At 44.1% G+C, this 22,228-nt stretch carries 21 protein-coding genes and 1 pseudogene; 5 read left to right on the top strand and 17 right to left on the bottom strand.

The annotated features are described in order from the left end of the window. The first annotated feature begins 149 nt into the window (after window positions 1-149). Together RM049_RS23715 and RM049_RS23710 are read left to right on the top strand one after the other, a co-directional pair. Window positions 150-2,537: an NACHT domain-containing NTPase gene (locus RM049_RS23715; protein WP_322705906.1), complete on the top strand. Its 2,388-nt coding sequence runs from the start codon at window positions 150-152 to the stop codon at window positions 2,535-2,537. A gap of 317 nt (window positions 2,538-2,854) precedes the next feature. After that, entirely contained in the window at window positions 2,855-3,325 is a 471-nt protein-coding gene (locus RM049_RS23710; protein WP_322705905.1) for a DUF7004 family protein, read from the top strand. A 116-nt stretch (window positions 3,326-3,441) separates the two neighbouring features. Here the strand turns inward: RM049_RS23710 and RM049_RS39370 are convergent, their stop codons facing one another. From RM049_RS39370 to RM049_RS23635, 16 genes are all read right to left on the bottom strand, one after another. Beyond that, window positions 3,442-3,948, bottom strand: coding sequence for a hypothetical protein (locus RM049_RS39370; protein ID WP_416212659.1), 507 nt, complete (start codon window positions 3,946-3,948; stop codon window positions 3,442-3,444). Then, window positions 3,905-4,459, bottom strand: coding sequence for a DNA cytosine methyltransferase (locus RM049_RS39365; protein ID WP_416212658.1), 555 nt, complete (start codon window positions 4,457-4,459; stop codon window positions 3,905-3,907). Before RM049_RS39365 ends, RM049_RS39370 begins: the two co-directional genes overlap by 44 nt. A gap of 828 nt (window positions 4,460-5,287) precedes the next feature. Beyond that, window positions 5,288-5,452, bottom strand: coding sequence for a hypothetical protein (locus RM049_RS23700; RefSeq protein WP_322705903.1), 165 nt, complete (start codon window positions 5,450-5,452; stop codon window positions 5,288-5,290). A gap of 29 nt (window positions 5,453-5,481) precedes the next feature. Then, on the bottom strand, window positions 5,482-5,901 hold the full coding sequence (locus tag RM049_RS23695; protein WP_322705902.1) for a hypothetical protein: 420 nt from the start codon (window positions 5,899-5,901) through the stop codon (window positions 5,482-5,484). A 115-nt stretch (window positions 5,902-6,016) separates the two neighbouring features. Further along, window positions 6,017-6,277 (bottom strand): hypothetical protein, encoded by a 261-nt coding sequence (locus tag RM049_RS23690; RefSeq protein WP_322705901.1) that lies wholly within the window; start codon window positions 6,275-6,277, stop codon window positions 6,017-6,019. Further along, the gene (locus RM049_RS23685; protein WP_322705900.1) at window positions 6,270-6,509 is read right to left on the bottom strand and encodes a hypothetical protein; all 240 of its coding nucleotides are present in this window, start codon (window positions 6,507-6,509) and stop codon (window positions 6,270-6,272) included. Before RM049_RS23685 ends, RM049_RS23690 begins: the two co-directional genes overlap by 8 nt. Continuing rightward, window positions 6,506-7,096, bottom strand: a complete 591-nt coding sequence (locus tag RM049_RS23680; protein ID WP_322705899.1) for a hypothetical protein — start codon at window positions 7,094-7,096, stop codon at window positions 6,506-6,508. Before RM049_RS23680 ends, RM049_RS23685 begins: the two co-directional genes overlap by 4 nt. Beyond that, complete coding sequence (locus tag RM049_RS23675) at window positions 7,093-7,695, bottom strand: hypothetical protein (protein WP_322705898.1); 603 nt, start codon at window positions 7,693-7,695, stop codon at window positions 7,093-7,095. The genes RM049_RS23680 and RM049_RS23675 overlap by 4 nt, the downstream gene beginning before the upstream one ends. A 10-nt stretch (window positions 7,696-7,705) precedes the next feature. Then, complete coding sequence (locus RM049_RS23670; protein WP_322705897.1) at window positions 7,706-8,776, bottom strand: helix-turn-helix domain-containing protein; 1,071 nt, start codon at window positions 8,774-8,776, stop codon at window positions 7,706-7,708. Beyond that, window positions 8,769-9,431 (bottom strand): GIY-YIG nuclease family protein, encoded by a 663-nt coding sequence (locus tag RM049_RS23665; RefSeq protein ID WP_322705896.1) that lies wholly within the window; start codon window positions 9,429-9,431, stop codon window positions 8,769-8,771. Before RM049_RS23665 ends, RM049_RS23670 begins: the two co-directional genes overlap by 8 nt. Window positions 9,432-9,493: 62 nt before the next feature. Continuing rightward, window positions 9,494-9,715 (bottom strand): hypothetical protein, encoded by a 222-nt coding sequence (locus tag RM049_RS23660; protein WP_322705895.1) that lies wholly within the window; start codon window positions 9,713-9,715, stop codon window positions 9,494-9,496. Next, window positions 9,712-9,918: a hypothetical protein gene (locus RM049_RS23655; protein ID WP_322705894.1), complete on the bottom strand. Its 207-nt coding sequence runs from the start codon at window positions 9,916-9,918 to the stop codon at window positions 9,712-9,714. Before RM049_RS23655 ends, RM049_RS23660 begins: the two co-directional genes overlap by 4 nt. Beyond that, a complete protein-coding gene (locus RM049_RS23650) occupies window positions 9,915-10,379 on the bottom strand; it encodes an alpha-ketoglutarate-dependent dioxygenase AlkB family protein (RefSeq protein WP_322705893.1) in 465 nt (154 codons plus the stop codon). Before RM049_RS23650 ends, RM049_RS23655 begins: the two co-directional genes overlap by 4 nt. Before the next feature lie 321 nt (window positions 10,380-10,700). After that, the gene (locus tag RM049_RS23645; RefSeq protein WP_322705892.1) at window positions 10,701-12,068 is read right to left on the bottom strand and encodes a hypothetical protein; all 1,368 of its coding nucleotides are present in this window, start codon (window positions 12,066-12,068) and stop codon (window positions 10,701-10,703) included. 52 nt (window positions 12,069-12,120) lie between these two features. Further along, on the bottom strand, window positions 12,121-12,459 hold the full coding sequence (locus RM049_RS23640) for a hypothetical protein (RefSeq protein WP_322705891.1): 339 nt from the start codon (window positions 12,457-12,459) through the stop codon (window positions 12,121-12,123). Window positions 12,460-13,354: 895 nt separating this feature from the next. Continuing rightward, window positions 13,355-13,606 carry a hypothetical protein gene (locus RM049_RS23635; RefSeq protein WP_322705890.1) on the bottom strand — a complete coding sequence of 84 codons (252 nt, stop codon included), beginning with the start codon at window positions 13,604-13,606 and terminating at the stop codon, window positions 13,355-13,357. A 312-nt stretch (window positions 13,607-13,918) separates the two neighbouring features. On the opposite strand from RM049_RS23635, the gene RM049_RS23630 reads away from it, so the two are divergent. After that, window positions 13,919-14,221: a hypothetical protein gene (locus RM049_RS23630; protein WP_322705889.1), complete on the top strand. Its 303-nt coding sequence runs from the start codon at window positions 13,919-13,921 to the stop codon at window positions 14,219-14,221. Between the two features lies 1 nt (window position 14,222). Here the strand turns inward: RM049_RS23630 and RM049_RS23625 are convergent, their stop codons facing one another. Then, window positions 14,223-15,329, bottom strand: a complete 1,107-nt coding sequence (locus tag RM049_RS23625; protein ID WP_322705888.1) for an integrase — start codon at window positions 15,327-15,329, stop codon at window positions 14,223-14,225. A gap of 150 nt (window positions 15,330-15,479) precedes the next feature. On the opposite strand from RM049_RS23625, the pseudogene radC reads away from it, so the two are divergent. Both radC and RM049_RS23615 read left to right on the top strand, forming a co-directional pair. Then, window positions 15,480-15,890: pseudogene (gene radC / locus RM049_RS23620) on the top strand (RadC family protein); the annotation flags it as partial. Window positions 15,891-16,629: 739 nt separating this feature from the next. Further along, window positions 16,630-22,005, top strand: coding sequence for an AAA family ATPase (locus RM049_RS23615; protein WP_322705887.1), 5,376 nt, complete (start codon window positions 16,630-16,632; stop codon window positions 22,003-22,005). Window positions 22,006-22,228 lie beyond the last annotated feature (223 nt).

Genomic DNA, 22,228 nt, shown 5'->3' with positions numbered 1-22,228 from the left:
AATTTATCCATCACTCAACTGCTTAAAGTCTCGCAGTTCGACACTGAAAGTTCAGTCTAGATAAGGGTTTTGCAGAAATAGCTTTCGTATGTGTTTGGTATAACTTTGGATTTTTACCATTAAAATAAACATAGTTTTTGCGTTGAGCTATGCCCAGAAAATCGCTTACGGCATGTCCAGCAGGTATTGAGAAAGCGAGAATAGCTTTGACTGGTAAAGGTTGGTCATACGAGAAATTGGCAGAAGCAATAGGAGTGCAAACCCGTCAGCCAGTAGGCAATTTTTTTAATGGCAAGGGAGTAGCTAGCGAAAACTTTGTTGCTATCTGCCGAGTGCTGGAACTCAATTGGCAGGAAATTACTGGTCAGGTTAAGCCAACCGCTCCAGGTGATTCATTAGAGAAAACAAGTACAGGCATTGACATCGATGAGTTGGTGCAACAGGTACGTGAAAAGATAAAACCGTACATTCAGGCGTGCTGCGGTGAAATGCGCGTACTAGATATGAGTCAGCCTATTGGGTTGAATGACATTTACACTGATGTGAATATCCTAGAAAAAATTACTGGACGCAGGCGGTTGGAAATTGAGGATCTGCAAACAGAACTATTACAAAACTCCGATGTAGAAGAACTTAGTCGTTTTGGACTTTGCGTAACCCAAAAGCGAGTAGCGGGGCTAGAAGCAGTGCAACAGCACAGCAAACTCATGGTGTTGGGTAAGCCAGGAGCAGGGAAAACCACATTTTTGAAATACCTAGCAATCCAATGCATTCAAGGACAGTTTCAAGGCGATCATTTCCCAGTTTTTATCACTCTCAAAGATTTTGCAGAAGCGGACAAAAAGCCAGATATTTCAGAATATATTGCTCTACAGCTATCTAAATATCAGGTGAGGGATGGCAGCACCAAAGCAGAGCAACTCTTAAACTACGGGAAAGTATTAGTTTTATTGGATGGGCTAGATGAAGTCCGAGAAGAGGACACTAAGAGGGTATTAAATCAAGTTCAAGACTTTTCCTACCAGTTTCACGCAAATCAATTTGTTATCACCTGTCGAATTGCCGCTAAAGAATACACTTTTCAAGGATTCACTGAAGTAGAAGTTGCAGATTTTAACTCTAAGCAAATCGCCACCTTTGCTCAAAACTGGTTTCGCTTGAGTGACCAAGTTAAAGGTGAGCGTTTCATGCAAAAATTGAAGGCCAATAGACCAATCGAAGAGCTAGCAACCAATCCTCTGCTGTTAACTTTGCTTTGTTTGGTATTTGGTGAAGCCGGAAATTTCCCTACCAATCGTTCCGAACTTTATAAAGAAGGGATAGATGTATTGCTAAAAAAATGGGATGCCAAACGCAACATTGAGCGGGATGAAGTTTATAAAGACCTGTCCTTGCAGCGTAAGGAGGACTTGCTCTCACAAATTGCTCTAACCACTTTTGAACAGAAAGACTATTTTTTCAAACAAAAGACAGTTGAAACTTATATTGCTGACTTTATCTTCAACTTACCCAATGCTCGTACTCAACCGAAGGAATTAGAGCTAGACAGCGAAGCTGTGCTGAAATCAATTGAAGCACAGCATGGGTTACTAGTAGCGCGTGCAAAGGGTATTTACTCTTTTTCTCACCTAACGTTTCACGAATATTTTACGGCTAGAAAGATCGCTTTAAGCCGTAATCCTCAAGAGTCGTTTCTAAAGCTAGCTACTAATATCACACAAAAGCGTTGGCGAGAAATCCTCTTTCTAACTTTAGGAATATTACCCGATGCTGACGACCTATTGCAGTTGATTAAACAGCAGATTGATAAACTCGTAGTAATTGATGATAAATTGCTGCAATTTATCACTTGGGCTGAAGAGAAATCCTGTTCTGTAAAAGTGCGTTACAAAACTGCTGCTGTTAGAGCCTTCTACGCTTACCTTGCGCTCGACCTCGACCGAGACCTCGCCCGAGACCTCGCCCGAGACTTCGCCCGAGACCTCGCCCAAGACCTCGCCCAAGACCTCTCCCTCAACCTCGCTCTCGCCCGAGACCTTCCCCTCGTCCTCGCCCGAGACCTCCCCCTCGTTTTCACCCTCGACCTTGCCCTTGCCCTCGTCCTCGACCTCGCCCGAGACCTCCCCCTCGACCTCCTCGACCTTGCCCGAGACCTTCCCCTCGACCTCGCCCTCGCCCGAGATTTCGCCCGAGACCATAATCCTAAATTGGAGCGATCGCTCCAACAACTACTAGACCAACTGCCCGACTCAAGAGCCGATGAGAAAAAAGCATTCAAACGTTGGTGGGAAGAAAATGGACGAGCTTGGATTGAACAACTTAGAGCATTAATGATTAAGCATTGCAATATTGGTCATGACTGGCAGTTCAGCAAGAAACAAAAAGAACTATTGCAGCAATACTATGATGCAAACAAGCTATTAATTGATTGCCTCAACAGCGAGTGCTACATGAGCCGCGAAGTGCGACAGCAGATTGAAGATACATTGCTGTTACCAGTTAACAGCCCAGGTATGAAAAATTTTTCACGAACCTAAATATCACGACTCGTGTTTGCTGTCCTCTGCAATCTGTGACTTGGTTTTTTTCTCCAACAAAACAGATTGACTTTGTGTAGCATCCATAAGCGTTAGCTAGTAAAAAGTTTCCGAATACTGCCATGTTTTGATTCTAATCAATAAATCTCTATGTAATTTCTCTAAATATTTGCTTACTTATGCTTCTTTTTAATTGAAATAATTCAAATAAATAAAAACTACTATTCCGTAGATGTACTAAACATATATAGTGTTTTTGGATGATATAAATTAGGAGTAATAATTTTAAAAACGCTTTTAAATATATGTGTAATATCATGTTAAGAGAATATCCTGAGGGTATAAAAGTATGTTTTAATAATGGAAGGATTGATTCCTATATGGTTACTGTAAATGGCTATGCAATTCGAGATACTGAATTTTTGGAACTTTTCAAAAGTTATGGTTTGCCTAAATTAGTATGGAGTGCAATATTAGAAATTAGTGTTCAAATAAATAAGAACGATAAAAACCTATCAATTTTTAAAACTCCGACAGTAAATCTTCAAATTACTCATCGAATTGATCAAGGGAGACTTAAGGTGTCAGAGCCTATCCTTTTTGATACTTATGCTGCCTGTTTAATAGCAGAAGAGCAAAAAGAAAATACGAAACTTGGGAAAAAAATTAAATTGCTAGCAGCTTATCAAGTCTTATTTGAAGACTATACACCGGAGAAAGCAGCTAGTTTTTCAACAGGAAAAAAATGGAAGGATTTAGATAACCTTTGTAAAGAAAGAGGATTCTAAGTTTGACTGTCTGGTGCAAGTAACATCCTCCCTGCGCCACCCTAACCTTTGGGAACACTCCGCGAACGAGACGGCGTAGGGCTGCTGTCGGGAATAGCTCAAAAAATATTAAGAAGTTAGCCAGGGTCAATCAGTAAAGAAATAGCTTGCCGATGACTCATGCCTCTTTGCCGCAATTGCCGATAAGCAAAGCGCATATTTTCAGGCACTTCCGCTTCCAGTTTACGCTCTAACATTGGCTTGATTGCGGTCAGAATATCGGTTATCTCTGCGGGTATTATTCCGTTACCTAACATCTTAATGCGCTGGGTTTGACTAATACTAATTTCATCCCCTTCTTTATTGATGCCTCGCGCAGTTGAACCAACCTCCCACCCCATCAATTTCTCTGCTTCGGTCGCATTGATGGAACGCTCAAGATAAGTTTCGCCATCGTATTCGCGGATTTTGTAAGCTCCACTTCCAGATTGATGCTTGCCACCAGTATTTGAGAGGCTTCGCAATGTAGGCGCTTCTTCGTGATAGATGCGATCGCCTCCAGCTGCGCGGTAAACAATGGCGTTGCGATCACCAATAATTTCAGCTAAAGTTTTCTTCCCTGACTTGGGCTGTGTAACCTTCACCTCCGCAGTAATAGCCCACGACGAAAATCCGTTCTCGGTTTTGGGGGACGTACTTGTTGCCATTCCTAAGTTGCCAGGTGCAGCGATACCCCAGACTTGTAAACGCTTGGATGACTTGCAAGAAGGCAGTTCCTTTATCTGCGCTAAGGAGTCCGTCAACGTTTTCAAAGACAAATGCGCTTGGGCGTTGGAGTCGAATGAATCTGAGTCCTTCAAAAAACAGTTGTCCGCGAACTCCAGCAAGTCCAGTTCGCTTACCAGCCAAGGAAAAATCTGGACAAGGTGTTGTGAGTAAGCAGATATCTGGTATTGGGAGTCCGGCAATAAACTCATCTGTAATGGATCGGATATCTTGCTCAATGAGCAAGACTCCTGGGAATCGTTTTCTGTAGAAACTTGCTGCACTTGAGTCGTTGTCAACCGCCCAGATAGGTCTGTATCCTGCGGCGATCGCGCCTTCTGTGTCACCTCCTGCGCCTGAGAATAAATGCCCTGAAGTGAGTTCTCCCATTTTTTCCAAGCTTCCTCAAATTTTTCAATGGTTTCAAAGTCATCAGGCTCTGGCGGTTCGTCCTTCGTGTCGTAGGAAATAGTCGCCTGTCCATCCTCTTCAAGCTGGTGTGGCACTTCCCCAAAGTGTGCAGGGTTCCAGGATTCGCTATCGTCACTTTCATTCATGAAAAATTTTTCAGGCTCTTCAAGAATTGGTTTTAAGTTGGCTAAAAATGCCTCATCAACTTCCTGCTCGTCACCCTTCAAGCTCCAGCGAACGCGGTATTTATCACCCATAGGTTCGATTATCTCGCACTCGTTTGTAACACCTGGGTAGACGGCAAAGCGATCGCCAACACTGAAAGAGGTGGTGGATTTCTTGATACTTTTATCAGTACTCTTATCTAATTCTTGCTCCAAGCTCAAAGTGTCAACCGCAAACCATCTGGGCTTCTTGTCTTGCACGTCATCCCAAATTATCTGAATGCGCCCATTCTCGATTCTGGCATCGTGGATAACAGCTGATGCCGCAAATTTGCCCTTGTAGGCGATAACGCGATCGCCTACCTTAAACTTTGGTTCGGGCTTTCTGAAAAATTTTTCAAGAACCTGTCCCTCGATGACTTCACAAACCATCAACAGGTGATGTGGGATGAAAAACTCTTTTCCCTCCCATAAACCCACTACCATATCCTGACAAGAACACTTGAATTGCCAAGACCAGGGACATTCTCTCTCACTAATCCAGTCGCCAGGGGAAAGTAGGGCGATATCTTCTACGGTAGCTGGGCGCTTGGTGCAACTGGTAAAAATTTTGCCGAGGTTGGGTGCAGTGGTGGTCATGATTTCATTCCCAATCCTCCGAGTCAATCCTGTCTTCTGCTGCTGCGATCGCCTCTTTCTCGGCATCAAAAGGGCCGTACCACTCACCAGAATCAAGCCTGTAGTACCATCCCTCTCCCGGTTCCCATCCTGTTTCGATTTTCCTGCCTCTGCAAGATTCAATTGGCATTTGTCTTCCTCGTAGCTGCTGATTCACTCTTAAAAAGGGATATCTTCTGCTGTTATTCCGCACTGAGCATATTCAATGTCCAGTAATTTTCTCAATTCCTCAACTTGACCAAAATGCTCTTTTCTCACATAAGCGGAATACCTGCGATTTAGCTTGTAATAAGCTTCTTTCCACTGCTCGAAGGAAATGAATTTGGCAGCGTAGTAGAGAAAAAAATCGCAGTTGTTTAAACGCTCAAAACCGTATTCCGATTTTGTCCAGTCGTCGCGCTTGCCATTGTCCAAATAAATTGGTGGCAATTCACCCAGGATGAAAATCTCGTACAAATCCCAAGCCTCTGTCCATCGATAGCAGGCTTCTGAATTTATGCATTCATCGTATTGATGGGCCTCATCTGGGCATTCCAAGCCGAGGGGACAAACACCAAGTTGACAAGAGGAAAAATTCATGCAGTTTCCTCCACATCACATCTAAGAGGATTTTGACTTGTAACCTTTAACCAAGCACGACTGCAAAAATAAGCTTCTTCCTCAAGCTCATCACGGCAGAGAATGTCAGAATTAATCAATTCGTCGTAAAGTCCTCAAAGCAATAACAGTTATTTTCTTGAGTAAAGCGATCGCTCACTCTTGAACAACTCAAACACATACCGTAGGTAGACCAATCGCCATCCCAGCAGCCTCTAATGTGCCTGTATTTTTCGCCTGTGCTTATAGGTTGATTGCACTCACAGCAAGGAAAAGATAATTCTGCTTTTACCTCGTTCTCCTCATACAATTCCTCTCCCTCTTCGTCGTCATAGTCAGGGCGATCGCAGTCACACATTTATAGCCTCCTGAGTTTTCTCCCAGTCGCAATCCAAGATTTCACAAACGCTCTTGAAGGTACTTTCTGGAACTGGGCAGCCTTTGAAAAACCAAAAAACTTCTAAGTGATTTAAGTTATTATCTGTCGCAAACCTATCAACATCTTCGTAGTTCATTTTCATTCTGCGGCGCAGTTCTATCATCCAATCAATATGAACTTCGAGCATTCCTTCATATAAATCTTTGGTCATGGCTGATAAAGCTCCTTTATTCCAACTTGAAGCGCCTTTTCTGGATCGCTATAGCATCCATGCAAAGTATCATGTCCGGGTATACCGCCGCTCATTACCCCGCCGCCTATGCCCACTGCAAAAGAATAATGATTGGCGGTATTTGGATGCGGCCACACCGTAATCCGCCATTGCCCTCTGGAGTTGCAGCTCGATTTGTATCCACACTCTTCAAGGATGCAGTTTTTAGAGCAGTCATGATCAATCCAGTCGTCTGGAATTTCATAAATCCCAAGTTGTCCTTTGTGGTGAAATCGGTTAATGGATCTGGGATTGGCAATCTTCCAATCCCAGCGGTTAGCATCCACTTGCTGAGAATCTATAACATCAACAAGCCCAACAACTTGACCAAGCGGCAAGCGATTGTGGGGAGGCGTTTTGATTCCTGTCATCCTGAAGAAATTCTCACAATCCGAACGCGTGCATTGTTTCGAGGCATGAATCGCAACTTGCTTGAGGAAGCCTATGGACTCATAACGCCTAATGACAGTGAAGTTAGCGTTGAATATCGCCCACGATAAAGGGGCTTTAACTGTGATGGCTTTCATGCTTGCTCCTCCAACCATTGACGGGCGATCGCTTTAGAATTTTTGTAGTATTCATCTGTTGATTCGGCTTCAAAGTTTTGCTCCATTTTTTCAAGAATGTCTGCAATATTGTTGATAGAGATCCCACTTTTTCGTGTGCGCTGACTTACAAAAGCGATATTTTCAAGCTCATGAGTAGGCATGGTTTTAAACCGTTCAATGAGTTCTTCTTTACGCTCAGAAGTCATGTAGCCTGTGCAGTTTAAAATTATTCGCGCCACCATCTGCCCACGCTTGGATAACTCAGCTATCTGCTCCGGCGTTAGCCTGTCTTCGTGAGAAGGTAAAACGGGTAGAGAAAAATTACCCATTACACGCTCCCCAGGCGGTCTGTATTCACCTTGAGCAAATTCAAGAATTTGGTCTACTGATGGGAAAAAATTGTACGCTCTGGGGTGCTTCTTGAAGCAACGGGCAATGCCGCTGTGTAATCGCCCTAAAGACAAGTGCTTGAGCGTTTCATACCATGCGGCTTCCAATATTCCGCCATTGAGGATATTGCCACCATAGAAGCTCTGTAGCTCAGATACGGAATCCTTGAAATCTTGATAATCTAGCATTTGTGTATTCCTAGTAGTTCAAGTTCAGCGAGATTTTCGGTTTTGAAGCTCGATTAATTTCTTGAGCAATGCTGGTGTGGCGATCGCCAGTTTTTTTTGCTAAGAGCCACTCAGCAACCAAGTCTCTTAGCTCTCCCCATCGAAGCGGGTCTTTCTCGCAGTTCACTATCCACCCTTGGGCTGCTGCTAACTTCAAGCCCTTTCCACCGTTTGCATTGGCAGCCGTAAAACTTTTAAAATCAGGGTCAATGTCGTTTGGGCTTACAGTTAAGGCCCTACCGCTTTGGCGATAATGCTTAATCACATCGCCAATTTCTGTCTGTATCCAAGTTTTGTACTCAATTCCGTAACTCAAGACTTTGCCTGAATCTTCAAAAGCTTGCTGGATTGGGTTCAAATTTTGATTTTGATAATTATTCTCACTTCGCCGAATAATTGAGCCAGACGAGGGTATGTTGCTTTTTCGCGTAGATTCTAAATTGCTTGGCAGCGCAGTGATGATCTGCGAATTGGGTTCTTCAATCGATTCAATTCCCCTATCATCCAAATCCAAACCTCCCCCCTCTTCTTTTAAAAAATTTTGGGGGACTATAGGGGGATCTTCTTCAATTGGAGTACCTTTAACTGGAGTATCTTCAATGGAGTATCTTTGTGGACACGTTGCGTCCTGGGGGGTAGACACGTTGCGTCCTGGGGGTAGATCCGTTGCGTCCTGGGTGGGTAGACACGTTGCGTCCTGGGTTGCACTGTGTCCACGCTTACTACGCAAATCTTTGCTTGATTGAATCCACTCAGCCTTATCTGTTAGTCGATAGATCGAAGTACCTCCGACGCAAGATTCTTTCGTAACAAGTCCGCATTCAATCAGTACCTTCAGAGAGGTTTTAACCTTACCCTCTGACATTTGACAGCCAGTCGCCATATTCTTGATAGATTCGTAAGCTCCTCTTTCTCCTGCCCTACGAGCAATTCTGGCGTAAATACGAAATTGATAAGGGTCTAGTCCAAAATCATCCAGTTCCCTATCGATAAAAATAGGGAATGCTCTGCCGTCCGCATAGCCATGCTGTTTATTACTCATTGCACACCTCACGGGTCACAAAGGATTGTGTTAATGTGCCAATTTCTTCTATATCTTCAACAGACAAATCGAACCACTCTTGCTCTTGTGCAAAAATTACCTGCTTACGTTTAAACCTTGAATGCAGAAATTTTTCTAAATCTTTAGGGACGCGGCATCTGATGATCGCTAACACCTCTACATCAAAACGATGTTTGTTAACAATGCTCTTTATCCTATTTCTTGGGCTTGTTGTAATTCCTATTTTCGTCAAACCATTTAAGTCCGACTTGATAACGTAAATAGATGGCTGATAAAGTGGAATATCTTTGTATCTGATGCTGTCTTTTACGAAAGTTATCTGGGAAGAAATTTTAATTTGAGGCTCATGCTCCTCCTGTGGTGGATCGATTAAAACGATCGCCTCTCCAACTCTATTTATTAGGTTCAAAAACTCTAAATTTTGATAAGCTGCCTCAAGTTCTTCGCTTGTTATATAACACTGGCAAGCCACCTCACTGTCTTCTTCAGTCCCTTCTTGAGCAAGATATAACAACTGGCAATAAACTCTAAATTCAATAGGACTTAGCCCCATCTTAAATATTTGTTTTTCAATAAATACCGGAGTCCGATGTCTGTAAACTCGTATGCTCATGTTATTATTGGATAAGTTCATTTGGTTTCCTTAGTAGAGTACGTTATCTGCGGGGAAACCTCTTTTTTTGGAAAGATGACTCATTAAATTCTCCAAAAAGACTGTTTTTTCATCTGATAGGTCAGCGCTGAATTGTTGTCAAAATAGTGAGTTACTTTGCCTTCATCTGAAAGCTGTTTTAGTGCTGTAAAAATTTCAGTATAGCTGGCTTTTGTGGCATCCTTAATTTCCCCAGCGTTGCAATCTTTTCTAGCTAATTCAGCTTCGATTTTTTGGGTCAAGGTTAGATCCATTGCTTGCTTCACTCATCAATACTCTGGCGTACAGAATCGAGTTCGCCCTCGATATCATCAAGGCTTTTGGCGATCGCTTCATTATCAGACTCCGACTTTTGAAAGGAATCGGTTCTACCAACGAATCTAATCAACCTATGTAACTTTCCGTGCGCTCTCACCAAAGCAAAGAAAGCCATTGCATAGTGCCAAGGTGAATCAGGTCTATTGCTCATTTGAGCCTTCCATAAGGTCTAAAAGTCAGGTTGATTCGTTCAATAAAACAGTTATTATCCTTGGGCAGCTGATGCACGTAACCTTCTTGGCATCCAGGTAGCATCAATAGCAATGAACCATGCTCAAGCCAAAAGTGAGTAGATTTAGAGCCTTTGACTTTCGGCTTGATGGAAAATTTGCGACAACCTCCGAGGCTGATAGAAGCGATCGCCGGATGATACCCCATTGATGGCTCGTCGTCAGAATGCCAGCCGATGGAATCAAGACCTGTGCGATATCTGTTGCCAATGACGATATCGAATGCAAATCCAGTTTTTACTGTGATGCGATCGCACACGTATAAGAGTTCGTTTGTCCAGGGATGCGCCTCTAAAGTGACACTATTGGAGTACAGATAACTCGCCCCTGGTTCGCCATACATACACTCAAGTCGTGGGACTTGTAAGGGTTTGCCTAGCATTCTGATCTTGTTCTGTTGCCACACAAAGCCTTGCATTGAGCGAATAAGGTATTAGCCTCAGTGTTGTTTAAAAAGCCAGGATAGTACTCAATTGGCAGTGTGTTAGTTGTCTCAAATAAACTTAGTTGTTGCATCGTTACTCCCAATATGTATACTCGCTAAGAACCGCTCTCAAATAGCGATGCATATAGGTTCCTGTGGCTCGATTAACCAATTTGTAATAAAAACCAGGTTTTAGATCAATTGCCGCAATTGGAACTGGGCTACTGCCAATAACCCTCATATATTTATCAACCGACAATTCAATGGTAATGATACTCATCACGCTGCCTTGTGTGCCAAAGACTTTTCTAGCGCCTTCCAAATAGCTTCTAATTGAGAAGCGGAAAAGTCTGCCTGTGCTTTGCTCATCACTTCAAATAATTGTTTGGGAGTGAGCGACAAAAGGGCGATCGCCATCTCAGTCACCTGCACTTCACCGATGGCATTGATGTTGGTGATGCAAGAGGGTAGTTGTTGTTCTGGAGGATGCCCCTCGTTTCGCACTTTGTCTGGGAGTATTTGCGATCGTGTTCCCAACCCCAAACTCTGCTGCTGCTGTTTCAGTTCCTGAGTGACAGACGTGGGCAGAATTGAAACTTCAACGATAGCTTCCATTTGCTCAAAGGCTATTTGATGCTGTTTTTCTTCTGGGGTGCCATCAATGTGGCAAATACTAGAAAATGGCCCGGTAATCACCCGCACTGTGGCTTCTTTTCCTTTGTAGGACCCGGCAGTGATTTTCACCCGCTCGAACTCTTTAGGTATCCAGCGCTTGTGATTTGTCCCACTAGCAGAGGGAGGAGCGGATTCTTTGACCAGCTTGTACGCTGCGTCAACACCGCGCGGCCTTGATAAAAGTTGCTTGAATTGCTGATGCCGATGATGTTGGACGCTGCCAACGGGCGCATCTTTTGACTCATCCATCTCTTTGACAGCTGCGACAGCGTGTTCGTAGTTGACCCCACTGCCAAGCCCCACACGTTTGGCGATGATATCACGGGTTGTTCCTTCGCCTTGTCCCGATCTCCCCTGGCGTGATTTAGCTTCCTCGCGCTCAATTCTCTCCCACAGAAGCCCTTCTCTGACCTTCTGCTCAATTGTCTTTTCTCTGCCGACGTTACCTGCTAATAGAGTTTTGAGTTCTTCTTGTTCTGAATTAAAAATCTTTAATTCAACAGAGAATTCCTTCCTACCTAGCTCACAACCGACTTTGAAGCAGCTGTTCCCTGAAACTATTCTGTATCTCCCTTGACCGTCAGGAGTGGCAACCAAGGGCTTAATCCATCCTGTTTCAGATATTGCCGCTTTCAATGCGGATAAATCTTCGTTATCCCCATAGATGGAAACATTGAGGGGATGAACGTAAAGCAACTCAGCACTTATTGAAATTAAGAGTGATTCTGATACTTGTAATGGCTGGCGTACTATCACCATCACCATCTGCTGATCAAGTCGTTTTGCCGCTTCTAAAGCTTCAATGCCTTCGATTAATTCCCCACTTTCAGTAATAATAATGTCGGGAATAATGCCATCAGCTTTAAAACTTGATATAACTTTTGAGACAATATTTTTTTCAGCAGTTAAATGGTCGGGAACTGTTATTTTGTAAGGATTCCAGCTCTTTAAACTTATCAGACTTTGTGTCATAATTTAGACTTAATTAAACTTAGTATTTTTTAAACGCACGGTTCTGTGAAAACTACGCGGTTTTTTTGCCTTGACGTTTTTCAGGTCGTTGCAACAATCGAGCTTCACATTTTTCAATGTGAAACTGATAGCGAGGAAGCTGGGAATTGGGCGATCGCACATCACGTACTTCTATCCCAATTCGCAGCGTTTCATTGCGTGTCATTTCCCGCAGCTGCTCAGCTGAATCTAAATCCAGGCGAGAGTAGGCAGGGTCGGTGTCATACCATTGCCTTTGATTTTGGGCAGTAGCGTTTACTCCTAGCATCTCTGCCAAGATTTCTTTAATTGCATCCCTGATTTGTGATTCAGGGATGAGGCGTTCGGTTTTGTAAGCCCCTGATTGCTCCATGTTTTATGCCTGTGAATCGTAGATGCAGCAAGTTTTAGCTTCAAGCGCTTTTAAGCATAGTAGGTACCTCTGCTGGCGCTTTTAACTGCATTTTTTCATGCTTTTGGCGGTGGTAATCCAGGAAAAAGTCTACAAGTTTATTCGCCAAAGGTGGCAGAGGATGTGCTGCAATTAGCAAAAAAATTAGATAAAGAACAACGGGCAAGACTAGCCAGGCCGTTGTTTGATGATTTGTTGGATGGCGATAAATGAATGAGTAATCTAGAGAACGATTTCGGGAAATTGTAAAACTTGTTATAGACAATCGCTCACACAGTAAGTTTGCTCGTGATTTAGGCGTTAGCTCATCAGCTGTCCAAAAGTGGCTAAGTACATATGCCTGAAGTCATCTCACAGGGCAGATGTGCCGTTGCTGGCTACTGATAATGAGGCAGCAGCGCATCGTTTTTAGGGACTTCCAAGAAATAAATTATCCATTTTGTGGGGTGGGCATCTTGCCCGCCCTAAATCTGGGACGGGTGGGGACACCCATCCCACAAGAAAATTTGGGATGTTTTTTTATTTGGAAGTCCCTTATTCTTCTGAATTGGGTGTGTATGAATAGCAAGTGTCGTCAACAAGTGCTATTCGCGTTTTGGTGTGATCGCTTTCACTTGAATGGCACATGAAAAATTTTTCATGTTTCCCTAGTATAGGCTAGGGAAATCATTAAGTCAATAAAAAACCTATATTTTTTATAGGCTAGCTTCTAGCCTATACCGTGAACTTTGTCTTAAAAGCCAAAGGCACTAAAATTGCAAAACCCCTGAATGTCAAACTTCAGGGGTTTTTCCTTGTGATTTTAAAAACTGGCGAATACGTTCCCGCGATTGCCTGAGTTGCTCGTTTGCGCTTCTCAGGCTGCTAATTCCCCCAGGATTTTTTCCGCACGTTCTCTAAATTCCTTAAGCTCTGCAACTTCTTTCTTGAGATTGTCAATATCCTCATCGGATTTTGGTGATATCCCTAAGTAATTATCAATGAATTCTAGCAAGAGTCGGCTAGCAGAAGTGCCACTCGCTTTGGCTTTTTTTAAAAAAGCATCTTTCTTGTCTTCGGGAATACGAAAATTCATCTGAGTTTCGCCTTCTGCAAGATTTCTTGGCATATTTGTTCTCCATTTTTTTAGCCTATACCTAATTCTACTTGTCAGCCTATATTTTGCCTAGTAATAAAGATAGTTTCAGGCATATATCTATATTTTGCCTATACAAAGTATAGATAACTAACAAGCGCCGCCCCTCTCTCTATGCGGGGATTGTCCCTGCTGGGAGAATAGCAAATATATACCAAGCCAATTGGCTTTGGTTTCAAGAGTCAGACTGTTATCACATTTTCGATCCCAAATAGTAGTTACTGGTAAATTATTTCATAATAACGAAAGACTTTAGCTCCCCCATTTTGTTGCACAGAGATAGAGATGCTGATTACCGCCTCCCCTCTGACGCGGCCACCCACTAAAGGACGTACACATAGCAGCAAACCTGATTCGGCTACTTACCGTGCTGGCTTTGCCAAGGCACGAGATGATCTGTTAAATGAGTTGCGTTTATTTGGAGCGGATAATGTCGTCATCTCATCCGATATTCCGCTTCGCAAAGATGGACTACCCTACGCCAGTTTCAAAAAACCCCTTGATTTAGGTATCAGTGTCTATTTCCGCATCAAAATGAAAGTAATTAATCAGGCATTTGAGCAAGCCAAGCTAGAGTACGGAAAATAGGCTATGGTGCTTTTCCATCAAACCGTGCAATCGCTCTTTCCACTGCTAAGGAATTAGTTTTCTCGTCAATATGGCGCTGGTAAGTTTTGAGGTGTTCCATTACCGAATGCCCCATTAATTTTGCTGAAGTGGTAACAGGTAATTCAAATACCACGCTTGCTCGAATGGCATAACAGTGACGTAAATCATAGGGAGCTAGGTTGGCTCCGTCGATTTTTTTGAAGTAATAATACAACCCTTGGTAAACTCGCTTCCCCAATTCCCAGTATTCTGATTTTTGGGTACGGAATTCTTTTTTCTCCCAAAGTTTCCAGCGCTCTGCCCACTCAGGGTAAAAAGGTGCGATCGTTCTTGCTCCGGTTTTACCCTCTGATACCTGGCACTTGTAAGGTGGATTCGGTTCAACTGTAGCAAAAAATATTTCATGCGGCCTTAAACCATAGGTTGCAAGCATCCCATAACCCCACTGCCACATTTGGCTAGTGATTTGATCTCGGATTTGGGCAATCAATTCATCAGATGGCAAGTCCTTGATTGTGTTGGTGGAATTGTATTTGCCCTTGTAAGGGCGTAAGTCAATATCAATAAGAGCAAATTTAGCTAGCTTAATATAGCTTGAAGTTGTGTGGTATCTAGTCCAGCTGTTGCTAGGCAAAGATAATATTGTTTTTAGCAGTAGCTCTCCAGTTAATTCGCTGTTAGGGTCGAGCCTGTTGAATTGTAGTAAATAATGGCGCTCCCAGGTGCTAGCAGAAAATTTCTGCTGCTTAATTAAAAATTCTTCTTTGAAAGCTTCTATCCAGTATTTGCAGGTGTTTGCTGCTTCTGTTTTTTTACCGAGCCAGTTATCCCAAGGAAATGGCCGCCCAGACTTCCACCTCACAATATCAGCTGCTAGCTCGATCGCTTTACCCTCTGCCGCTTTCAGTCCAGCAGGATTGGCATACATTCCCAAAGCTAAATCTTGCTGAGAATGGGTAGATTTTTGGCTACCTGGGCGCGACGGTAAAGTTGCCCTAAGACTTAGGGTATCCCCCCTTTGCCTTAGAGATACCCCACTCTTGCTTGCCTTGAGCCGCTTATTTATCTCTTCCAAAGAGTATCGCATTGCCCTAAATCCGCCCTAGTTACTTGCCGCGCTTTAGGGTATTTTAGGATATTTCAGCATATTAATAATATTCTGAATCGTATAGTCTGTAAGCACGCTAGTTGATTAATCAAGTAATTAGGGCGTTTTGGGGAGGTAGTCAAGTTCCCTCCCAATGATGGCACATTAATTGATAGCCCACTTGCTGCTGCTGCTACCCTCAGTCAAGATTTGATGTGGCAGGTACAAGAACGTTTTGCAGTGGTGCTGTTAGATGTCAAGAATCGTTTGCTGGGTACGCAAGTAATTACCATTGGCACTGCAACCGAAACTCTAGCCTCTCCCCGTGATATTTTTCGAGAAGTTATTCGTCAAGGCGCAACGCGGGTAATAGTTGCCCACAACCATCCTTCTGGGAACCTTGAACCCAGCCAGGAAGATATAGAATTGACGCGTCAGTTGTTAGCAGGGGCGCAGCTTTTGGGCATTCCAGTACTAGATCATCTGATTTTGGGCAATGGCAATCATCAAAGTTTACGGGAACTGACAACCTTGTGGGATGAGCATCCACAGGGAGATTAGTGAAAAAGCAGGGAGGCAGGGCGAACGCATCTTAATTGCTAATAAAAACTAAAAAAGATATCAAAATGTTATGGATAATTGTACAAAGTAAAGCGCAGAGGTACGCAGAGATTTGTACCTCAACAGACTAGGAGATGCTATAAAAAAATATACAACTTTTATTGTGGGGTGGGCGACACGAGAGCCTAGTTCATAGGGCGGACAAGATGTCCACCCCACAAGAGTGGATAATTTATTTCTTGGTAATCCCCTACATACCAACATTATTAAAGTTTGACCAAACTGAATCTGGGTCAAGCCGTGCTTGAATATCAGATATTCGGGATTTTATTAAGGATTTTCAACAACAAAAGCTAACTATCCAATAATTTCTTGCTGGGCCAGTTTCTCTGTATCCCTCGGAGTCAGAATTATAAGAAAAGATTCTTGAACAGATGTTGTCGGAGTTAATTAAATGGGAACTTGTTTTCCAAGCATTTTATGTTGAATTGTTTGAATAAGATGCGTCATATATGCATTAGGTTTCGGAGCGAATATGTGTTGCCGGATTTTAGAGAATTGGTATAAGTTGTTTTAGTTTTTTATAGTTAATTAATAACATTTTGAGCCAGTCATGTTAGAGCAAACGATCGCAAATTTGACCGGAATTATTAATTTTTGTCTCTAAAAGTTAAAGATAATCTTAAAACGGGAATTCTCTATATAGATAAAAAAAGATTTGTAAATAAAAATAAGATTTATGTTGGCAATAACTGGTTATCGTATAAACGAGCTAATTTATTCCAGTTCCAATACCCTAGTACATCGCGCTCTTAGGGAATTAGATCGAAAACCAGTCATTATTAAACTACTGCGGCACGACTATCCCAGCTTTAGCGAATTGGTGCAGTTTCGCAATCAGTATGCGATCGCTAAAAATCTCGACATCTCAGGCATTGTCCAACCGCTGAGTCTAGAACCATACCAAAATGGCTATGCTTTGGTAATGAAAGACATCGGTGGCATCTCCCTACGCGATCGCATCCAGGCTGCCCCTTTGAGTGTCGAACAATTCTGGCCAATTGCCCTGCAAATTGTAGATATCCTCCACCAGCTCTATCAACAACGGATTATTCACAAAGACATTAAACCAGCTAATATTCTGATTCAACCAGAAACCGGGGAGATTAAGCTGATTGACTTTAGCATTGCCTCCCTGTTACCCCGCGAAACCCAAGAAATTCAAAACCCCAACATTCTAGAAGGTACACTCGCCTATATCTCACCGGAACAAACTGGGCGGATGAACCGGGGGATTGACTATCGCAGCGATTTCTATTCTTTGGGAGTTACCTTTTTTGAACTGCTCGCGGGACAGTTACCATTTCCAGTAGACGAGCCAATGGAAATGGTTCACGCCCATATAGCGAAACAACCACCCTCTATCTGCGATCGCAATCCCGATCTGCCCATCATGCTCGGTGAAATCATTCGCAAACTGATGGGCAAGAATGCGGAAGACCGCTATCAAAGCGCCCTCGGTCTGAAGCACGATTTGTTGCGATGCCAGGAAGAATATCATGTTGCGGGCAAACTCGCCTGGTTTGATTTAGGGCAACGGGATATTAGCGATCGCTTTTTGATTCCCGAAAAACTCTACGGACGAGAACAAGAAGTTCAAACCTTACTTGATGCTTTTGGCCGAGTTGCCAACGGAGCCTCCGAACTGATGCTGGTAGCAGGTTTTTCCGGTATTGGTAAAACTGCCGTCGTCAATGAAGTGCATAAGCCGATTGTACGTTGGCATGGCTATTTCATTAAAGGTAAATACGACCAGTTCAACCGCAATCTCCCGTTTAGTGCCTTTATCCAAGCCTTCCGCGACCTGATGGGTCAACTTCTGAGCAGTGATGACGCACAGTTAGCTGATTGGAAAGTAAAAATCCTGGCGGCAGTAGGTGACAATGGCCAGGTACTCATCGAGGTGATTCCGGAACTCGAACAGGTCATCGGACAACAACCATCAGTACCAGAACTCTCCGGTAGTGCGGCTCAGAATCGTTTCAATCTGCTGTTCCAGAAGTTCATCACGGTGTTCACCACAAGAGAGCATCCACTAGTCATTTTCTTAGATGACTTGCAATGGGCTGATTCGGCTTCGCTAAATTTGCTGAAGCTACTGCTGACAGAACGCGATCGCGGTTATTTATTCGTCATCGGAGCTTATCGCGATAACGAAGTGTTCCCGACTCATCCCTTGATGCTGATGCTCGATGAGGTTAAAAAAGCCCAAACCTTTATCCATACCCTCACCCTACAACCCCTGAGCCAAGCCTATGTGAATCAGTTAACAGCAGATACGCTCAGTTGCTCAACTGAACTGGCTCAACCTCTGTCGGAGTTGGCCTATCAAAAAACCAAGGGCAATCCCTTCTTCCTCACCCAATTTCTCAAAGCATTGCATGAGGACGGCTATATTTGGTTTGACTTCCAGACAGGACATTGGCAATGTGACTTGGCAACGGTGAAGTTACTCGCGCTTACGGATGATGTCGTCGAGTTCATGGCACTTCAGTTACAAAAATTGCCGACTGCCACCCAGACTGCTTTGAAACTGGCAGCTTGCATTGGCGCTCAGTTCGATTTGTCTACCCTGGCGATTGTCAATCAGCGATCGCCCGAAGATATCGCGCTCGACCTCTGGAAAGCCTTGCAAGAAGGCGTAATTCTGCCCATCAGTGATGTCTATAAGTTCTACCAACTATCAGAACTTCACGTGGCAGAAGTCCAGCAGCCATTAACCTTTAACTGTTCTTATCGCTTTCTCCACGATCGCGTCCAGCAAGCTGCTTATTCCCTCATCCCTGACGAGCAAAAACAGACGACTCATTACCAAATCGGACAACTTCTGCTGCAACAAGTTTCCCCTGCCGCCAGAGAAGAGCGCATTTTTGAAATCGTCAATCAGTTGAACTATGGAACCACGCTGATTGAAAAACAACAGCAACGGGACGAACTCGCCCAACTCAACCTCACGGCTTGCCGCAAAGCCAGAGCCGCAACCGCCTACCATGCCGCCCGTGAATATGCCACAGTCGGGCTGCAACTGCTCTTAGGGGATGCTTGGCAACGGGAGTACGAAATAACTCTATCCCTGCATGACTTAGCTGCCGAGGTCGCTTTTTTGGCTGGTGCTTTTGAGCAGATGGAGGAGTGGATTGAAGCGGTAATTCATCATGCAAAAACGCCTCTAGAACGAGTGCCAGTTTATCAAGTCAGAATTCAGGCATTGGTCGCCCGCAATCAATTTGTCGAGGCGATCGCGATCGGTCAATCAGTCTTCCGAATGTTGGGCGTGAACCTACCAGACGAACCAACCCTAGACGACATTCGCCTCCTGAAGCAAGAAATTGATGCTTTAATTGAGGGTCGCTCCATCGAGTCATTCATTCATCTGCCGAAAATGACCGACCCGCAGCAATTAGCCATTATGCAAAATGCGGCGCGGCTGACACCAGTTTGTTATATGTCCGGCACAAAGCTTTATTTCCTGGTTGTGGCACTCCAGGTCAAATTATCGATTCAATTTGGCAACAGTCCAGTTTCGGCGTTTTGTTACGTAGGTTACGCCTTCCAACTGAGGATGCTGTGGAGCGATATGTCAAAAGTGCCTCAGTTTGGGCAATTAGGATACCAACTCGCCTTAGAACCAGATGCCAAAAACATTCGAGCCGCAACTGCCATGTTAATGGGGGCTTATGTGGGTTCTTGGACAATCCATCTGCAAGACACGCTGCCTATTCTACTGGACGGATATCAAGCCGGGTTAGAAACTGGCAATCTAGAATTTATGGGTTACGATGCCCAGTTGTACTGCTTCAATGCGTATTGGTACGGTCAACCACTCGCTGAACTCGAACCCCAAATTCGTGCTTATTACCAGCAGTTGTCCGACCTCCACCAAGTCACGGCAGCAAACTGTGTATTGGCTTACTGGCAAGCCGCGCAAATTCTCTTAGGTCAGTCAGAACAAGAGATTCCCTTACGCCAGGATGCCTACGAACAGAAAGTTCTGGATGAGGCAAAAGTCGATTTTTACCGACTATCCTTCTTTTACCTTTATCGCTTCACCTTAAATTACTGGCTGCAAGACTTTGCCAAAGCCCAACACGATGCCGCTCAAACGCGACAGTATTTAGCTGGCGGGATGGGGAGTATCGTTGAACCAATCTTCTATTTCTATGATTCTCTGACCGTACTGGCTAATCCTGGTGAATCAATGTCCCCATCAGAACCGGGATGGCAGCGAATGGAAGAAAATCAAGCCAAGCTAAAAGATTGGGCAGATTACGGCCCGATGAATTACTTGCACAAATATCATTTAGTTGAAGCGGAAAAATATCGCGTTCTCGATCGCAAAACCGAAGCTATAGAATTTTACGATTTGGCGATCGCGGGTGCCAAAGCCAATGGCTATTCTCAGGAAGCAGCCCTTGGCAATGAACTGGCGGCAAAATTCTATCTGGATTGGAACAAAGAGCGAATCGCCCAAGCTTACTCGATCGAGGCCTACTATGGCTATGCTCGCTGGGGGGCGAAAGCCAAACTCGCTGACTTGGAAACTCGCTATCCCCAACTGCTAGCTCCCATCCTCCAAGGGGCGCAGACACCACTTTCTATTGACGAAACCTTATTTTCCACTGCAACTGTCACCGCGACTAGTACTTCCTCCACGAGTCTTTCTGATTCCCTGGATCTGGTTGCCATCCTCAAAGCGTCGCAAACTCTTTCGAGTGAAATCGAGCTTGAGCCGTTAATTGCTACTCTCTTGCTGACGGTAATGCAAACCTCTGGTGCGACGCAGTGCGCTTTAATGTTGAGCGAGGGGCAAAATCTCACAGTTCAGGCGAGGGCAGAACTTACGGCATCGCACCAAATCGAAACGCAAATTCTACATCCAACCCAGTCGCTTGTCGATAGTGGTATTGTGCCCATCAGTCTGGTAACAAAAGTCAAACGCAGCTTGCAGCCTGCTGTAATTAGTAATGCTGCACAAGAGCCGCTATTGCTCGGCGATGCGTATATCCAAAACCAACAGCCCAAGAGTCTGCTGTGCAGCCCGATTCTGCAACAGGGTAAATTGCTGGGCATAGTCTATCTAGAAAATAACTTAGCAACGGGAGCCTTTACCCGCGATCGCGTTGAGGTGCTGAATCTGCTGTGCGCCCAAGCTGCGATTTCACTGGAGAATGCTCGTCTCTATCAGCAAGCCCAAGCATATACTCAACAGCTGCAAGAATCTCAGCTTCAGATTGTGCAAAGCGAAAAAATGGCGACTTTGGGTAACTTGGTGGCAGGGGTGGCTCACGAAATTAATAATCCAGTCGGCTTCCTCAACGGCAGTATTAATAATGCCAAAGATTATGTAGTAGACCTATGTGAGTATTTAGATACCTATCACCAGCACCAGCCACCTACGGGTGCGGTGGCCGAATTAGCCCAAGAACTTGACCTGGAGTTTATGTTGGAGGATTTACCTAAATTAATTGACTCGATGAAAGGCGCAACCGATCGCATCAAAGGCATCAGTACCAGCCTGCGTACCTTCTCTCGTGCCGATACAGAACACAAAGTTAAAGTCAACTTGCACGAAGGGTTAGATAGTACGCTGTTGATTCTCAAGTATCGGCTCAAAGCCAATGAAAATCGGCCTGCCATTAAAGTTATCCGCAACTACGGTAATATCCCTGAAATTGATTGCTTCCCCGGTCAGCTTAACCAGGTGTTTATGAACATTCTGGCTAATGCGATTGATATGTTCGATGAAATAGCACAGCAAACAAGCTTTGAAGAGTTAGAAAATCATCCCCAACAAATCGCGATTCACACTGCATTATTATCCGAACAAAATGCGGTTGAAATTCGTATTTCTGACAACGGTAAAGGCATGAATGAATCAGTTAAATATAAGATTTTCGATCGCTTGTTTACCACTAAAGAGGTTGGCAAAGGAACGGGGTTAGGTTTAGCGATCGCCCATCAGATTGTCGTCGAGAAACATGATGGTCGGCTGGAAGTTCAGTCCCAATTAGGACAAGGCTCTGAGTTTTCCATCTCACTCCCGGTTCGGGGTTAAATCAACCATCGCTGCGGCATAGTACAACAACTGTGTTGCAGCCGACAGATTATACCATTTCACTAAAATAACGTGAGTTCGACAGACCTCTCCCTCCCAACCTCCCTCTCCTAAAAGGCGAACGCGAGTGCGTCTCCCCTTGGGAGAGGGAGGAGTAACGAGAAAACAAAAGTTTTTGCTCCCCTCTCCTGGTAGGAGAGGGGCTGGGGGAGAGGTCAAAATA

Origin of the sequence: Nostoc sp. DedQUE04 (assembly GCF_034530995.1) — a bacterium.
Lineage (GTDB): Bacteria > Cyanobacteriota > Cyanobacteriia > Cyanobacteriales > Nostocaceae > Nostoc.
Note: the sequence above shows the minus strand (reverse complement) of the source record. Positions and strands in the feature narration are given on the sequence as shown.